This window comes from Bacillus sp. BHET2 (genome assembly GCF_005938125.1).
Taxonomy (GTDB): Bacteria; Bacillota; Bacilli; order Bacillales; family Bacillaceae_B; genus Rossellomorea.
In genome coordinates this window covers 1520172-1536814 of the sequence record NZ_VCQN01000001.1, presented here as the reverse complement: position 1 = coordinate 1536814, position 16643 = coordinate 1520172, and the positions used below count along the sequence as shown (strand labels likewise).

Here is a 16643-nt window from a genome sequence, read left to right as displayed (position 1 = left end):
GGGTAGAATGAACGTATACAATTTAACGTTTTCTACCTGTCAAAGGGGAGTAGCTATAGGTGGTTTCATACCTAAACAAAGTCGTCAATACATGGTGTATACCATCGGCTTTGTTGGCATATACGTATGCTAAGCAAGACCTTTGCCTTATTTAGGCAAGGGTCTTTTTGTTTTATAAAAATTCTTGCCTATTGGAAAACTAACTATGTAAATAGGGAGGGACTAAAAGGTATGGATGCTTCGATGTTATTGGAATATGGTTGGGTTCTATTGATTTTGGTAGGACTTGAAGGGATATTAGCTGCAGATAATGCGGTTGTCATGGCAGTGATGGTCAAACATTTACCAGTCGAACAGAGGAAAAAGGCACTCTTTTATGGTCTCTTGGGGGCATTTGTATTTAGATTTGCTGCACTATTTCTCATTTCGTTCTTAGTGAATGTATGGCAGGTTCAGGCTATTGGGGCGATATATTTATTCTATGTGGCGATTCACCACTTTGTGAAAAAGAGGAAAGACACGGGAGCTGTAAAATCGGAAGCGGCAAAAGGATCAGGATTCTGGACGACGGTCCTCAAGGTGGAGCTTGCGGATATCGCATTCGCTGTTGATTCCATGCTAGCGGCTGTTGCTTTAGCCGTCACTCTTCAGCCTACAGGTTGGTTTGATATAGGAGGAATTGATGGTGGTCAATTTATCGTCATGTTCCTTGGTGGTGTCATCGGATTGGTTATTATGCGGTTTGCAGCCACCTGGTTTGTCAAATTATTGGAGAAATACCCTACTTTGGAATCTGCAGCATTCCTAATTGTTGGTTGGGTCGGGGTGAAGCTTGCTGTATTCACACTTGCTCATCCTGATGTGGCAATCCTGACTCATCATTTTCCTGAATCAAAAGGATGGAAGCTTGTATTCTGGAGCGTATTGATCCTTTTATCAGTCGGTGGCTATCTCCTTTCAAGAAGAAAAGCAAAACAGACAGATGTTGAAACTGAATAAATTTGAATCAAAAGCTAATGCGAAATTATTCGCGTTAGCTTTTTTTCTTGAAATTGACTTTTCTAGTTCCTCCATCCCCCACGAGCAGTTTTCTGGTATTCTTAAAAAATAAAAACCCAAACTGTATTACCACTGGGTTTAATCAACAATCCTTTCCGTATTTTGTGAATCCTCGAACTTTTTTCCGAAATTTAATTTTGGATAAACCCCCTCAAAAAAAGTTCTTTAAACGTAACTCCTTTACTAAGGCGATCGATCGACCAAATACAATAAAACTTCCGAGGTGTACATATGAAAAAACAACAATCAAAAATCATGAAATCATCATTAGCTGTTCTTGTAGCCAGTTCCATCAGTTTTCCAAGCTCTATGGCTTTCGCGAATACAAACGATGACAACTTTGACACAATCAAATTGGAGCAACAAAACACTACTTCTAAAACGGATGTTGCAGTAAATGATGAAGCGATGATGGAATCAGCCAAAAAAGAAATTGAAAAACTTCAGGGATCTGCATACACACCTTCACTATTACCTGGTGATTTCTTCTATTTTGCTAAGTTGGCAATTGAAAAAATTCAGCTTGCCTTTACGATGGATGATGCCAAAGAAGCAAAATTACTAGCGGAATATGCAGCAGAAAGATTGGCTGAAGTAGAAGCGTTGTTTAAAGATGGTAAGCAGGAAGAAGCTATTGAAGCTCTAAATAAAGCCATTGACATGATTGATCAATCTGAAGGCCATTGGTCTGATAATGAGAATGATGATGCCGACAAAGATTCGAAAGAGACAGAAACTGATTCTGATGCTAAAGATGAAGTGAAGGAAGAAACGGAAAAGAACGAGAACACTGAGGGAACAACTAACAAAGAATCCACGGCTGATGATTCTGAAATCGAAGGGAACACCACTTCTGAAGGAACGGAAACAGAAACAGAAGAAGCATCTGATGAAATGACAGACATAGAAGAACTTATGTCCCACAACATCTTATCTCTTAAAGCAAATTTAGAAAAAGTCAAAAATCCTAAAGCAAAAGAAGCCCTACAAAAAAATATTGAAAAAAGCTATATAAAATTAGCTGAAAAGCTTGCAAAGCTGGAAGAGAAAACAGCAAAAAATGCAGCAAAAGAAGCGAATAAAAAAGAAGAGAAAAAATCAAATGAGCAAGAAGTGGATGAATCTGCATCTTTGGATCAGGATTCAGAATCACCTAATTCAGGAGACACTACAGACAAAGCGGTTGATGAGTCTACAGAAACCACAAAAGAAGTAACCGAAAAAGAAGAAAAAGAAGAAATTATGCAAGAAGAAGTCAAGGCTACCCCCGCAAATGTCTACCATCATACAGAGAAAAAAGAAGCAAAAAAAGAATGGAAAGATCAACATAAAGAAGTGAAACATGAAACAAAAGATGTACGTAAACATGTGAAGGAAGAATCAAAAGGATCACAGCACGAGAAGAAAGACGAAAAGAGACAGCACCCTAAAAACGATAAAGAAGCGCGCCAGCATAATAATGAAAAAGGGAAAGAAAATGGTAAGGGGCATCACAAAGAGTAAAGTGGTGATCGTTCAGAGGTAGAGACTGAAAAATTATTGTCACATCAGTCAGGAAGGGGTTCCAAATCAGCCCCTTCCTCACTATTATCCTTTTAAATTCAACAGCATATGAGTATAATAGTGTGCAGGACGGGGTGAGACTGATGCTAAATTTATTACTATTTTTACTCGCAAAACAAAAAAAGAAGCTATCGTTGGAAGAAATGGCGATTCAAATACAAAATGGTGATGAACAATTACTGAATACAGTCCTTGAAGACTACAAACCGTTTATTAAAAAAACGGTGTCTTCCGTCTGTAAACGGTATATTTACGAAAGTGATGATGAATTTAGCATCGGCCTGATTGCCTTTCATGACGCTATCTTAAAATATAATCATGAACGGGGCTCTTCCATCATCAGTTTTTCTGAAGTCATAATTAAACGGAAAGTTATCGATTATATCAGGAAAAATGGGAAAATACAGGATGTCAGCATGGATATGACATTGTCTGGAGATGGTGAAGAAGAGACAAGTTTAACCATCGATCAAATTGTATCTGTAGAAGAATACGGAAAACAGAAGCAAGCACAAATGAGACGTGAAGAGATAGGTGCATTCAAAGAACAACTATCTCACTTCAAATTATCCTTCAATGATCTGATTGAACAATCACCTAAGCATGAAGATGCTAGGTTGAATGCCATAGACATTGCGAAAACAGTCGTGAACTCCAACGAATTATTGAATTATCTTATAGATAAGAAACGGTTACCAATTAAAAGATTAGAGAAAAAGGTAAACGTCAGTAGAAAAACGATCGAGCGAAACAGGAAGTATATTATTGCCATTTCGCTTATTCTTATAGGGGATTATGTGTATTTACGGGATTACTTAAAAGGGCGGTTAGAGATATGAAAAAAGGGATCATTATGGAAATCAAGCAGGATATCCTTGTTATGATGACACCAGAAGGGGAATTTCTTACAGGAAGAAAACAGCTCGATCAACAGTACGCTATCGGTGAAGAGATTCCTTTCTTTCCGATTGCCAACAAATCTGTCGCACCGAAACCAATTTCCAGGTGGAATTGGAAAGTGTCCACTTCAATCTTAACAGCTATGATCGTCATTGTTGCCTTGTTTTCAAGCGTTATTCTACAGAACAACAAGGCATATGCCTATGTTTCTGTCGATATTAACCCCAGTATGGAATTAGCCTTGAACCATGAACAACAGGTAATTAGCATCACACCCTTCAACGAGGATGCTGAGATGCTCTTAAAGGAGCTCAATGACTGGGAACATGACGATGTGAGCGAAGTGACAGAAAAGATCTTCTTGCTAAGTGAACAAATGGGATATTTAAAGGACAATCAAAATGTCTTGATTACCTCTTCCTTTATCGAGGGTTCGGACCATCAAAGGGAAAGAGATTTAATAGATGAATTGAATGAGTTTGTTCAGGGCTTTCGCTTTGAACATAACGCAAATATTATCGTGAAAGAAACCTCCCCGGAAATTAGGGATGAAGCATCAGAAAAAGGAATGACAGCTGGTTCCTTCATTAAGGAAAGCGAAGATAAGAAGAAAGTAAAAAAACCTTCTAAGACGCTAGAACATGAAGATGCTGTGGTAGATGAAGAAAAAGCAAACCCAGAAATGGATAAAAAGGATGACCGCACCAAGGTTCAGGAGCAAAAGGTGGATCCCCCTGTGGAAGAAAAGAAACCTAAAACTGTAAAGCCTGAAGATCATCGAACCAACGATAAGATTCATCCTCAAGAAAATAAACCAAGAGAAAAGCCGATACCGTCTCAAAACCGCAATTCTTCTAATCATAATGATGAGTCTGAGTACAGATCTAACAGAGAGCATAATAAATCTCCCCATAATGAATCGAACAACTCCCACTCTAGGGGAAATGACAATAGACATCATGAACGTGAAGATAATAAAGATGAGAAGAAACATGATCAGCATGAACGGAAAGAAAACAAAAAAGATTAAGAATATGATGCTAAAGGCACGTTTACTGAATGAGTCTTTGAGTATGAGAAGGGGGTAGCTGGTGAAAGCCAGCTACCCCATGCCATTATTATTTAGTTTGTTGTCCAGATAATTGAGACTGGGCTTGTTTCACTAGGCGCTTTGTGATTTCTCCTCCAACTGATCCGTTAGAACGAGATACAGTATCTGATCCAAGCGTCACCCCGAACTCCTGGGCGATTTCATATTTCACTTGATCAAGGTATTGTTCCACACCTGGAACAAGTAATTTATTTGTACTTTTAGCCATGGTTGTTACCTCCTTATTGATATACTTGAAACAATGAAAGTTTCAGTACTTATATTATTTGTATAAATTCCGAGAACATGTTTGGTAATATTTCGCCGAATTTGTATAGTTTACATTCCTATGAAATGAATCATTTAACAAGATGGTTTAAGTAACTTCCGTTAAAGAAAGAATAAACATAAAAAGAAATTATCGGTTTTTCCTTTCATTCTTCGTTCATATTCATTAAGATAGAAAAGGAAATAACGTTGAAAGGGAAATACATATATGTGGTATAAGCTTAGATTGAATTTAAATAAATTAACGCCAGCTCAAGTCATTGTAACCTATTATTTACTTGCAGTGACGATTGCAACCATTTTGCTAAGTCTGCCGATTGCACATAAACCTGAGGCTGAATGGAGTTTTTTAGATGCGATTTTCACAGCAGTAAGTGCAGTTAGTGTAACGGGCCTGACCGTTGTGAGCACGGTTGACACCTTCAGTACAACAGGAATCTTCATTTTAATGTTTGTGCTGCAATTTGGCGGTATCGGAATCATGACTCTCGGGACGTTCTTTTGGTTGATCGTCGGAAAGAAGATCGGATTGAAGGAACGACGCTTAATCATGACGGACCAAAACCAGACAAGTTTGGCCGGCCTGGTCAGTTTATTAAAGCAAATATTATTATTGATAATACTTATTGAACTCGTTGGGGCATTTATATTGGGAGTATATTTTTTAGGATATTATCCGAATTGGCAAGAAGCTTTCTTGCAAGGACTTTTTGCTTCCGTCAGTGCGACGACCAATGCAGGTTTCGATATTACAGGCCAATCCCTCATTCCTTATGCCAATGACTATTTTGTGCAATTCATCACCATCATATTGTTGACATTGGGTGCAATTGGTTTCCCTGTTCTGATTGAGACGAAGGATTATCTCATGAGCAAACAAAGAAACAGACATCACTTTTCTTTATACACTAAGATTACAACTGTTACTTTTTTTGGATTACTGGCATTAGGGACGTTGATTATCTTTATATTTGAATATAATCGCTTTTTTGATGGCATGGCGTGGCATGAGTCATTCTTTTATGCACTATTCCAATCAGCCACAACGAGGAATGGTGGTTTAGCTACGATGAATGTGGCTGAGTTTTCATCACCTACTCTGTTAGTGATGAGCGCACTGATGTTTATTGGGGCGTCACCAAGCTCGGTTGGTGGTGGTATTAGGACCACAACATTTGCCTTGAATATTTTATTCTTGTTTCATTTTGCAAAGGGAAATCAAACAATCAAGATATTTAAAAGGGAAATCCATCAGCAGGATATTATTAAATCCCTAGTTGTTACGATGATGGCCATTTTTATCTGCTTTCTATCTGTTATTATCCTGTCCTTTACAGAAGATCATTCTATAATGGAAATAGTGTTTGAGGTCGCTTCTGCCTTTGGAACTACCGGGTTATCAATGGGAATAACCTCCGAACTATCATCCGTAGGAAAATGCGTCATTATCGCTTTAATGTTTATCGGTCGAGTAGGAATACTCTCCTTTCTGTTCATGATAGGAGGAAAAGAAAAGACTGCCAAATATCATTACCCTAAGGAAAGAGTCATAATCGGTTGACGAACTTTCAGAAAACGATGCGTACCTTGAGCATCGTTTTTTCTTTATTGAGTTTCATCGAGTGACGCCTTATTTCATTACGGAATAAGGCACGTTAAAGTGGAGAAGGAGAAAGATGATAATTGGAAACGATACGATCCAGCCAATAAGTGGATTCTTATGATGAATGATAAGAACGGTGAACATCAAAACATTAAAGAAAAGATCCCATCCAAAATGCCAACCATTATGATACGTCATCATTCCTAGTATATGGGCCAACCCTTCTGTCAGGCCATAGATTCCTGTCCAAAGGAGAATCCACCACATTTTCCCCAAAATCGTATTGGGCAGTCTGCCGATAAAAATGGAGACTGTCGCTGTGTATTGAATCGCCATTTTGCTCAAAGAAATCAAGGTATGGTTTAGATGGATAGGAAATACAAAAGGTGTTATGGTTTTGAATTTCCACATGGAGTAATCGTACAATAGAAATTGTGAGAGTAAATCTCCAACAATAAAGAACAAGAGAGTGGGATAGTAGCTGAGAAAATCTTTCCAATTCCCGAATTTCCAGCCAATAATAGCATAAAAAAGTAAAAAAAGTAGAATCATGATATTTCCCCATTCAGCATTTTAGCTTAGTTTTTGGTTAAATGCTTGATTTATTCAGTTTTTTCACCCAGTAAGCTTGGAGGAATCTCCCGATGTTTCAGACAGTAAACCCTTATTTTAGAAGAATGGAATTACAGCACAGAGGGAAAAGTAAGGATAACAAAGGAGATGAGGGTAAAAATGAAAAGAAAAGCACAGTTCCATGCTGCTGAAAAAAACAATAAAACTCCACTTAAAAATAAGCAAGAGACAGAATTCTCAGCTGAATATACTCAAGGAGAGGATCCGGCAAAAGGGAAGAATCGAAACTCTGCAAAAGGGATGAAGGGAAGAAGCTGATGAAGGATAAAAAACAGTCCTTTCGCGAAGAATTCGGGCAGGAATTCGGAGATGTCAATGCTGCCAAGATCATAGAAGTGACACAAAAACAGACCAAAGTAAAAGAGAACAAAAAAAAATGTTAAGCGGATTTCCGCTTAACATTTTTTTGTTAGAGCTGAACTAGTTGACGATCAAATTCAAAAACTGTTGATTGACCGGTTGCCGGCTCAAAGTAAGCCAATACATATTGATCTTGTCCATCTTTTGATCTAATTGCCTCAAGCAACGTGTGTTTATACAGTTCTTTTTCATTTAAGTTTAGCCCTTCAAATGCCTCGCCTGCTATAGACGGTTGTTGAAGGAGGCTTTGGTAGATGGAGGAACGCTCTTCTTTCGTCATTTCATGAATCCACCAAGGTTTTCTTGGTTTGTATTTTTGATTTTCTAAATAGTCCAGTTTCATCAGCCCTTCGATGACTGAAATATTATAGCTGGTTTCTGTAGATAAGAACTCATATAGTCGTCTGAATAAATCTTCTAATTGATGTCCAATTCTTGACCATCCTTGATTTTCCCAGTAGGAACCGAATTGCTGAAAGAAATCGAAAGGCGTTTCAAAGCATTCGATTACTAGGTACTCAATTGTACGATCCATACGGTGATCGTTCCAATACTTCTCAAGAACGTCTTCCACCTGCTTGATTCGAACGATATCATAGAAGGACAATACGTTGTTCCCAAGTATTTCATAAGGAGAATGATCCATGTAGGTATATTGATGATCATTTGCCCGAATTCTTAACCCGGTACCTCGGAGCATCTTTAGGAACCCTAGTTGAAGCTCTTCAGGACGTAATTCAAATACATCATTGAACGTTTTACGGAAAGAATTGTAATCTTCTTCAGGAAGGCCAGCAATCAAATCCAGATGCTGATCGATCTTGCCGCCATCCTTGACCATCGTTACGGTCCTTGTTAGCTTATTATAATTTTGTTTTCTCATCACAAGGTCATTGGTCTCGTCATTGGTGGATTGAATGCCGATCTCGAAACGGAACAACCCTGCAGGGGCATTTTCGTTAAGGAATTCAATCACTTCCGGTCTCATGATGTCTGCAGTTATTTCGAATTGAAACACGGTACCTGGTAAATGCTCATCGATCAGAAATTGGAACATTTCCATGGCGTAGCTTCTGCTGATGTTAAAGGTACGATCGACAAACTTAATGACCTTTGCCCCGTTTTTCATCAGGAATCGGATTTCCTCTTTGACTTTCTCCCTGTCAAAGTAACGTACACCCACTTCAATAGAAGAAAGGCAGAACTGGCAGCGGAATGGACAGCCTCTGCTTGTTTCAATATACGTCACCCTTTTGCCCAATTGAGGTAGATCCTCTTGGAAGCGGAAAGGGGAAGGGACCTCCCGTAAATCGATTTTATTTTGTTGGGGCTTGATGACATGCTTTCCATTTTCTACATAAGCTATTCCATGAACCTTTGTCCAATCCCGATCGCAATTAATCTCATCTAATAACTGTTTAAAGGATTCTTCACCTTCGCCGATTATAATAAAGTCCACGTCCTCCAGACGGTCAAGCCAATAAGGGATATCATATGTGACTTCCGGTCCCCCAAGGACGATCGTTACTTCCGGAAGAATTTTACGAAGGATCTGGATCACTTTGATGGTTTCTTCGATATTCCAAATATAGCAGCTGAAGCCAATCACATCAGGTTTTTTAGTAAACAGGTCTGTAGCTATATTAAGGATTGGATCTTTAATCGTGTATTCAGCTAGTTCTATTTCATGTTCATTCTCTACATAGGCTTTTAGGCAACGAATAGCTAGGTTCGTATGAATATATTTTGCGTTTAACGTGCTTAAGACGACTTTCTTCATTAATAATCTCCTTTATACTAAATCCATTCGACAGGTAATCAATTGAATTGTTGTAACAATATTTTTCCATAAAGTATAAGTTGTTCGTACAACTTATAAAATCCGTACTGATTATCATTTTATCTAAGCTTGAGAAAAAGCTCAATGTTTGTCTGAAATGAATTTAAATTAATTGTAACTATTAGAAGGAATTTAAGGAAAAGTTACGAATATTATTAAGTAACTATACCGTTATTTTTTACCACATTGAAGAAGTGACTTCACCATTCGTTAAGAGAATAGTATCCATTAAAAGGGACTGACCCGTACGTATATGGGGTCAGCCCTTTCTAGTGAGGTTTATCTTGTTTTCATTTCCCTTTTGGAAAGTAATTTCTGTAGTCTGGTTGATTTAAACTCAATGATTGGTTGAGTGATGCTTGTGAAAAACTTTGTTGAAAAAATCATCGTGAGAACTAGGGATACCCCAAGCAAGACTAACAAACTTGTTGTGGGATCAATCGTATCCTTTAGGTGACTTTCACGAAATAACCGTATAAGAAAGCCATGCATCAAGTAAACGTATAGAGTATTTTTGCCCCATTTCGTGAAAAATTGTCTCCTTGAAGGGACAAATGTAAAAAAGCTGAATATCATCACGACGTTTAAAAGGTAAACAGCCGCCCTTACAGTCATACTTATAAGGCTATTCTCTTCAAACTCTTCATAGGGCTTGGAACCAAGCAGCCATTTGTCTGAGAATTCGGGAATGAAATACATCCCTAAAAATACGATTACAAATAATGTACCTGCCACAATACGAGCTTTATTCGTTTTAAAATAGTTGAAGTGCTCCTTCTCCATGTAATACCCCATCAAGAAAAGAGGAAAAAACACAAACGTTCTGGACAAGCTTAAATAGTTTGAAATGACATCAACGAATCCTACAAGAAGCCCAAGAGAAAAAGCCACAGTCAAGCCGATACCAGGTTTGAACTTAAACCACTTGATGAAAGCATAAAGCAATGCGTTCCAGCAGAATAAGCTGATCAAGAACCATAATGACCAATGGGGGTTCAGAGGATCCATCTCAAATGTTGATTTATGATACAGAAAATAATAATACACCGTGTAGATCAGTTGAAACAATAGGTAAGGCAGTATTAGCTTTTTAGCAAGTTTTTGAATATATCCCTTTTTATAGAATCCTTTTGCGAAAAACCCGGCCACTAGGATGAATGCCGGCATATGGAATGTGTAGATCGTTTTGTACAATGAAAGGATAAAGGGATCACTCTCGATATAAGACCGAATAATATGCCCAAATACCACTAAAAAGATCAAAATGAATTTGGCATTGTCGAAGTAATAGTCGCGCTGTTTCATATCTTCACCATCTTTTAGAAAAGTTTAATCCTAATTCATTCTTACCCTAGGATACATTGAGCAAAACATGATTTCATTGTTAATTATCACCAAAAGGATGGAGAGCTATGCGGATTCTGTAAATGTTAAGCCAATAGTCGTCTTTTAAAATAGTAAGGGGATGAGGAAATGACGAATAGTAGTGAATTGCAGAAAGATCGAAATCAGGAACAATGTCATCCCGTCGATAGGGAAATCTGCTTAGCATCACCCATGCCGATGCTTGTGATCAATAAAGAACTGAAAATTGTGTACGCTAACCAAGGTGCCTGTGAAACGCTTCAATCAAACCATGACAGAGTCATGGGAAGACTGTTCAGCTGCTTTTTTACGTCTGTTCCAGCTCCGATTGTCGCCCATTACAAGGAAGTAATGGAAACCGGGATAACTCTTGAAGATGAAACATTGATGAACATCGATGATAAGCACATCATACATGTTGAACTTCTACTCAAAAAATCGACCATAACTCCTAATGCCTATTTGTACTTTAAAGATGTAACAGAACTCAAAGAGAAAGAACGAAAAGATCATTTGAATGTCCATCTTCTCTCGAATATCTTCCAGAATGCTTCTGAGGGGATCGTGTTATTTGACATTGAAGGAAATATCAATGACGTGAATCATGCATTTAGTTTACAAGTGGGTCTGGAAAAGGAGGAGATCACAAAAAGGAACATTCGCTCATTTATTCCTGAAAACGCTCATTATAAGGTTGATAAGATCAAAGAGCTGATTTCACAGAATAAAAAAGCCCGCGGTGAAATCCCGATAAAGAAATCACATAGTATTTCGGTCGTGGAATTTACAACTAGCCCCTATGTCCATCATAAACTTCACATGGCGATTTTGAGAGATGTAACTGAAAAGAGACAGATGGAGATTCAACTTAAACGAAATGAAGAGTTATTTAAGGGGTTATTTGAAGAAGCGATCGATGCAATTGTGCTTTGGGATCAAGATGGAAGAGTGTTAAAAGCGAATACCTCTGCCCTGAAAATCTTTGAGTGTACCCTTGCAGACCTTCTTTCAAAAAAAATCAGTGATTTCGTTTATCCGCTGGAAAGTCATAAGTTTGATTTAGTCATGGAACAATTGAACCGATGCGGTGCAGTGAGGGATGAAGTATTATTTCTTATGCCTAATAATCAATTAAAGCATTTAGAATTCACTTCTAAGTTACATTCTGTCGATGGCTACAACATGACGATATTCCGAAATGTAAGTGAGCGGTACCAGATGGAGAAGGAATTACGTGAAAGTGAGGAAAAGTTCAGAAAGATTTTCGAAGGTTCTCTGGACGGTCTTCTATTAACGAATCACAATTATGTGGTTGTTGATGCCAATCCGGAAGTGAGCAAAATCATCAACATCGAAAAAGATCGCCTCATCGGTAAAGATGTACGTGAAATATTGAATATCGATCCAATTGAAGAATCTTATGAGGAATACTTGCAGCAATTAAAGGAAAACGGGCAAGCAACATTTTTAAAAACATTCACTTCCTATGGTGAAAAGGTCCAATATGTTGAGTTATCTTCCAAGTATAATCTACTTTCCAACTTGAATCTTACTATCATTCGAGACATTACGGACCAAATTGACTTGCAAGAACAACTAAGGAAGTCAGATACACTAAGTGTGGTGGGGGAGCTTGCTGCCGGGATTGCCCATGAAATCAGAAATCCAATGACTGCACTAAAGGGGTTCATACAATTGCTGGAGAATAGTGTAGGTGACGATCATGAGATGTACTTTAATGTAATTACATCTGAATTTCAACGAATTGAATCAATCATTACTGAGTTTCTGGTGTTGGCAAAACCACAGGCGATTCAGTATCAAGAAACAAATTTAATTAAGATCATGAAAGATACGGTAGAATTGTTGAGTGCGCAAGCGGTTATGCATAACGTTCAGTACAACGAGAGATATCAGGAAGACCTGCCAACTATCGTTGCTGAGCCTAATCAGTTAAAACAGGTCTTCATCAATGTGATCAAGAATGCGATTGAAGTCATGAAAGACGGGGGCTTTATATCCATCTGCATCAGTGAGGAAGAGAATAATATGATACACATTGAAATAAAGGATGAAGGAGGAGGAATATCGAAGGACAAAATAAAAAAATTAGGCGAACCGTTTTATACAACGAAAGAGCGGGGCACTGGACTTGGACTTATGGTTAGCTTTAAAATTATTAAAGAGCACAAAGGAAATGTTGAAGTTGAGAGCATCGTTGGAAAAGGAACCATTTTCCACATCTATCTTCCTAAATCTTAAAGGAGTTTTGAGTCATGTCATTTGAATCAATCGTGATGGAAAGCCCTATCGGAAAGTTAAAGCTTACAGCGGATCACCATCATTTACTGTCAGTACAATTTGTGGATGAAGAAGACAAAGTATCGATGAAAACAGAGAATCCACTATTAATGAGTGCACAACGACAAATTCACCAGTTCTTTATAGGCGAAAGAAGAGAATTTGATATCCCCTTAAAAATAGAAGGAACAGCTTTTCAAAAGGAAGTGTGGAACGCCCTTCAAGGTATTCCATATGGTGAAACCTGGTCTTATCAACAACTGGCCGAAGCCATTCAGAGACCTAAAGCTGTGCGGGCAGTCGGTCAGGCTAATAAAGTAAACCGTTTCCCCATCATCATCCCTTGTCATCGTGTCATAGGGAAAAATAAATCACTTACAGGCTATGCAGGTAAGCAAGTCGATAAGAAAGAAACGTTGTTGTTATTGGAAAAGTAGAGTAAGAAAAGGCATCTTCCTAGGAAGATGCCTTTTCTTGTGTAGATTTACAAGCGAATAGGTTTCATCTTCCTATGCGCCTTCAATTTTTGAGAGAGATAGCATGGTGAAAAAATGGCAATAAAGAGTCAATTAGGTTGATTAATCCTTATATTTAGATTAATATCTAATTAGATATTAATCTAAATATAAGGAGGTGTTCACTTGCAATTAAGCAAACAGGTAGCTTTTCATAAAACGATGGGAGACCCTACCCGAATTAAAATAGTCTACTTACTGGCAACAGAGAGTTTACACGTCGGTGCCATTGCAGGGAAGCTGGGTCTCACTGCGCCAACCATTTCTCATCACCTTACGAAACTGAAAGAATGCAATCTTGTTTATTCAAGAAGAGAGAAAAACACTGTGTACTACTATTTAAATAGAAAAGTATTAAGTCATCATGGGAGTGTTCTTCAGCAGTTTGCTCATGAATCGAAAGGGGACAGAAAGATGTCAGAAGAGATATTGAAAGAAAAGCAGAAAGTAAAAAATAATTTCATTGAGAAAAATGGACGGATCAAGAATATACCTTCTCAACAAAAAAAGAAATTGTTTATATTGGAACATATGGTGGAGGGGTTAAAAGTTGGGGAGAAATATAAGGAAAAAGAATTGAATGAATACATTCAGCAATTTCATGAAGACTTCGCTACCCTAAGAAGAGAATTTATAATCCACCAGTTTATGTACCGGGAAAATAGCATTTATGAGGTGAATCCAAGGGAAATGTGGGCGTCGACTAAATTATATGAAGCAAAATGATGAAGACAAAAGAGAAGGAAACATTCCTCCCTTTTGTCTATTGGTTGGGTCATGACGTTCCAATTTAATTAAGAATAAAATTCCGGTCTTCGATCCTGAAAGATCGGAATCTGTTTGCGAACTCTTTCCACTTCCTGCAGATTGATTTCTGCCGTGACCAATTCTTCTGAACGAGAGCCTTTTGAAAGTATATCTCCCCATGGATCAATAATGAGGGAACAACCACCAAATTCATTGTTTGGATCACTGCCTACCCTATTACAGGCAATAACGAAGCATTGATTTTCAATCGCCCGAGCCCTTAAAAGGGTTTGCCAATGGTCAATTCGTGCAGCAGGCCACTCTGCTACCACATATACTACCTTGGCCCCTTGCAGGACATGCTTTCTGAACCATTCTGGAAATCGGATGTCATAACAAATTAATCCGGCCATTTCTTCACCTTGAAGAGTGAACATGCCCATATCTAGTCCAGGAATTAAATAGTGATGTTCATCCATCAGCTTAAATAAGTGAAGTTTTGAATATTTTTTCACCAATTCTCCATCGGAATTCGTAACTAATAGGGTATTGGCAACGCCATCCTCTGTTTTGTTTGGAACAGAACCTCCGACAATATGTATAGAATATTTTTTTGACAAAGAAGACAGGAAGCTGCTTGAATCTTTTGCCCCTTCATCAGCGATTGCATCTAACCTTGTCAAGTCATACCCTGTTGGCCACAGTTCTGGCAATACAACCGTTTCACAGCCTTGATCGCTCGCTCTTTTAACCCATTTTTCTACTTTTTTCTTGTTTTCTTCAGGATTACCGAACACAATATCCATTTGAGCTAGACCAATTTTTTGAATCATTTCAATCACCTCATTTTAGGCTTTAAGAACTTATTCCTTTACATTCTTTAGTATCCGTTATATCATTTGTGACTAGAATTTGAAAGTAAATAATTTTCAAAAAATAATGAGGTGAGCGTATGAAGACCTTTAATAAGGCAAAGCGTTTGGATTTATTACCCCAACAATTTTTCGCGTCTCTCGCGAAGACGGTAAATGATGCAGTGAAAGAGGGCCATGATGTCATTAATTTAGGACAGGGCAATCCTGATCAACCGACCCCTCCACATATAGTGGAAAAAATGACTGAAGCAATTGCCTCTCCGTTAAATCATAAATATCCTCCCTTTCGGGGCTTGTCATCATTTAAAGAGGCAGTAGCTGCTTTTTATCGACGTGAATACGATGTAGAATTAGACCCGGAAACAGAAGTAGCTGTTCTGTTTGGTGGAAAATCTGGGTTAGTTGAAATTCCACAATGTTTACTCAATCCTGGTGATGGGATAATGGTACCTGATCCCGGTTACCCAGATTATTTATCTGGCATTGCATTGGCCGAAGCCCGTATGATCAAAATGCCTCTGAGAGAAGAAAATGGATTTCTACCGGATTATCAGGCACACTCCAGTGAAGAGCTGGAAAGTGCCAAGTTAATGTTTCTTAACTATCCTAATAATCCAACAGGAGCAATCGCAACAGAATCATTTTTTAATGAAACAGTCGAACTGGCTAAACAGCATGATATTTGTGTGGTTCATGATTTTGCCTATGGGGCAATTGGGTTTGATGGACACAAACCTGTCAGCTTCCTTCAAATTGAAGGGGCAAAGGATATTGGAATCGAAATTTATACATTATCCAAAACATATAATATGGCTGGGTGGAGAATTGGGTTTGCAGTGGGGAACAACAGTGTCATTGAAGCGATTAACGTACTTCAAGACCACCTTTTTGTCAGTTTGTTCGGAGCCATTCAAGAAGCGGCAACAACTGCCCTCCTTAGCTCCCAGGACTGTGTAACCGAACTGGTTGCGACATATGAAGAAAGAAGAGAGGTATTGATCACCGGCCTGAAGGAAATAGGGTGGGATGTTGTGGCACCTCAAGGCTCCTTTTTCGCCTGGTTAAAGGTTCCAGAGGGATTTACATCTGTGGAATTTTCAACCTACCTTCTTGAAAAAATTAAAGTCGCTGTAGCTCCGGGTGTTGGCTTTGGGGAATGTGGAGAAGGGTACGTAAGGGTTGGCCTTTTAACTACAAACGCTAGGATAAAAGAGGCGATTACACGTATTGAGAGTCTAGAATTATTTAACGGAAAGTAGTTGAAGTACGGATTATCCGCAGACAGAATCTATTAATCAGATCTCAGGATAGATAAAGAATTCTTTGTCTATCCATTTTCTTCGTGGTTGATAGGGAACTGGGCACTTGACGGAAAATGTCTAAATAACATACATTATTAGTTATTTTGTCTTGTTTTGCGAATCTATTTACTTTTCTGATAATACTTGCGATAATTCTCAAGTAACGAATTTACTTTATTAAGACTAGGAGCTTAAAAAAAGGA

General features: G+C 38.2%; 16 protein-coding genes and 1 riboswitch. Of the genes, 11 read left to right on the top strand and 5 right to left on the bottom strand.

What is annotated here, in order from left to right; genetic code table 11:
* The first annotated feature begins 32 nt into the window (after positions 1 to 32).
* A riboswitch (yybP-ykoY riboswitch) is annotated at positions 33 to 131 on the top strand.
* Between the two features lie 100 nt (positions 132 to 231).
* From FGG79_RS07840 to FGG79_RS07825, 4 genes are all read left to right on the top strand, one after another.
* Complete coding sequence (locus tag FGG79_RS07840; protein ID WP_138777151.1) at positions 232 to 999, top strand: TerC family protein; 768 nt, start codon at positions 232 to 234, stop codon at positions 997 to 999.
* Positions 1000 to 1290: 291 nt separating this feature from the next.
* Positions 1291 to 2562: a DUF5667 domain-containing protein gene (locus tag FGG79_RS07835; protein ID WP_171050833.1), complete on the top strand. Its 1272-nt coding sequence runs from the start codon at positions 1291 to 1293 to the stop codon at positions 2560 to 2562.
* 143 nt (positions 2563 to 2705) lie between these two features.
* The gene (gene sigI / locus FGG79_RS07830; protein WP_138777149.1) at positions 2706 to 3461 is read left to right on the top strand and encodes an RNA polymerase sigma factor SigI; all 756 of its coding nucleotides are present in this window, start codon (positions 2706 to 2708) and stop codon (positions 3459 to 3461) included.
* Entirely contained in the window at positions 3458 to 4552 is a 1095-nt protein-coding gene (locus FGG79_RS07825) for an anti-sigma factor domain-containing protein (protein ID WP_138777148.1), read from the top strand. The genes sigI and FGG79_RS07825 overlap by 4 nt, the downstream gene beginning before the upstream one ends.
* An 88-nt stretch (positions 4553 to 4640) precedes the next feature.
* On the opposite strand, the gene FGG79_RS07820 is transcribed toward FGG79_RS07825, so the two are convergent.
* On the bottom strand, positions 4641 to 4841 hold the full coding sequence (locus FGG79_RS07820) for an alpha/beta-type small acid-soluble spore protein (RefSeq protein WP_138777147.1): 201 nt from the start codon (positions 4839 to 4841) through the stop codon (positions 4641 to 4643).
* A gap of 267 nt (positions 4842 to 5108) precedes the next feature.
* On the opposite strand from FGG79_RS07820, the gene FGG79_RS07815 reads away from it, so the two are divergent.
* Positions 5109 to 6461, top strand: coding sequence for a TrkH family potassium uptake protein (locus FGG79_RS07815; RefSeq protein WP_138777146.1), 1353 nt, complete (start codon positions 5109 to 5111; stop codon positions 6459 to 6461).
* 69 nt (positions 6462 to 6530) lie between these two features.
* Here FGG79_RS07815 and FGG79_RS07810 read toward each other — a convergent pair whose 3' ends face one another.
* Complete coding sequence (locus FGG79_RS07810) at positions 6531 to 7055, bottom strand: hypothetical protein (protein WP_138777145.1); 525 nt, start codon at positions 7053 to 7055, stop codon at positions 6531 to 6533.
* Between the two features lie 180 nt (positions 7056 to 7235).
* Between FGG79_RS07810 and FGG79_RS21705 the strand changes: the two genes are divergently transcribed.
* Positions 7236 to 7394, top strand: coding sequence for a hypothetical protein (locus tag FGG79_RS21705; RefSeq protein ID WP_171050724.1), 159 nt, complete (start codon positions 7236 to 7238; stop codon positions 7392 to 7394).
* Entirely contained in the window at positions 7394 to 7519 is a 126-nt protein-coding gene (locus tag FGG79_RS22265; protein WP_276607955.1) for a hypothetical protein, read from the top strand. Before FGG79_RS21705 ends, FGG79_RS22265 begins: the two co-directional genes overlap by 1 nt.
* A 26-nt stretch (positions 7520 to 7545) precedes the next feature.
* Here the strand turns inward: FGG79_RS22265 and FGG79_RS07805 are convergent, their stop codons facing one another.
* Together FGG79_RS07805 and FGG79_RS07800 are read right to left on the bottom strand one after the other, a co-directional pair.
* Positions 7546 to 9276: a B12-binding domain-containing radical SAM protein gene (locus tag FGG79_RS07805; protein ID WP_138777144.1), complete on the bottom strand. Its 1731-nt coding sequence runs from the start codon at positions 9274 to 9276 to the stop codon at positions 7546 to 7548.
* A 339-nt stretch (positions 9277 to 9615) separates the two neighbouring features.
* Positions 9616 to 10641 (bottom strand): acyltransferase family protein, encoded by a 1026-nt coding sequence (locus tag FGG79_RS07800; RefSeq protein WP_138777143.1) that lies wholly within the window; start codon positions 10639 to 10641, stop codon positions 9616 to 9618.
* 168 nt (positions 10642 to 10809) lie between these two features.
* Here FGG79_RS07800 and FGG79_RS07795 point away from each other — a divergent pair, with 168 nt between their 5' ends.
* The 3 genes from FGG79_RS07795 to FGG79_RS07785 all read left to right on the top strand — a co-directional run bounded on the left by FGG79_RS07795 (position 10810) and on the right by FGG79_RS07785 (position 14243).
* Entirely contained in the window at positions 10810 to 12963 is a 2154-nt protein-coding gene (locus FGG79_RS07795; RefSeq protein ID WP_138777142.1) for a PAS domain S-box protein, read from the top strand.
* 14 nt (positions 12964 to 12977) lie between these two features.
* Positions 12978 to 13439, top strand: coding sequence for a methylated-DNA--[protein]-cysteine S-methyltransferase (locus FGG79_RS07790; RefSeq protein ID WP_138777141.1), 462 nt, complete (start codon positions 12978 to 12980; stop codon positions 13437 to 13439).
* A 204-nt stretch (positions 13440 to 13643) separates the two neighbouring features.
* Positions 13644 to 14243 carry a DUF2087 domain-containing protein gene (locus tag FGG79_RS07785; RefSeq protein ID WP_138777140.1) on the top strand — a complete coding sequence of 200 codons (600 nt, stop codon included), beginning with the start codon at positions 13644 to 13646 and terminating at the stop codon, positions 14241 to 14243.
* Between the two features lie 68 nt (positions 14244 to 14311).
* On the opposite strand, the gene FGG79_RS07780 is transcribed toward FGG79_RS07785, so the two are convergent.
* A complete protein-coding gene (locus FGG79_RS07780; protein WP_138777139.1) occupies positions 14312 to 15097 on the bottom strand; it encodes a carbon-nitrogen family hydrolase in 786 nt (261 codons plus the stop codon).
* Between the two features lie 119 nt (positions 15098 to 15216).
* On the opposite strand from FGG79_RS07780, the gene FGG79_RS07775 reads away from it, so the two are divergent.
* A complete protein-coding gene (locus tag FGG79_RS07775) occupies positions 15217 to 16398 on the top strand; it encodes a pyridoxal phosphate-dependent aminotransferase (protein WP_138777138.1) in 1182 nt (393 codons plus the stop codon).
* Positions 16399 to 16643: the final 245 nt, after the last annotated feature.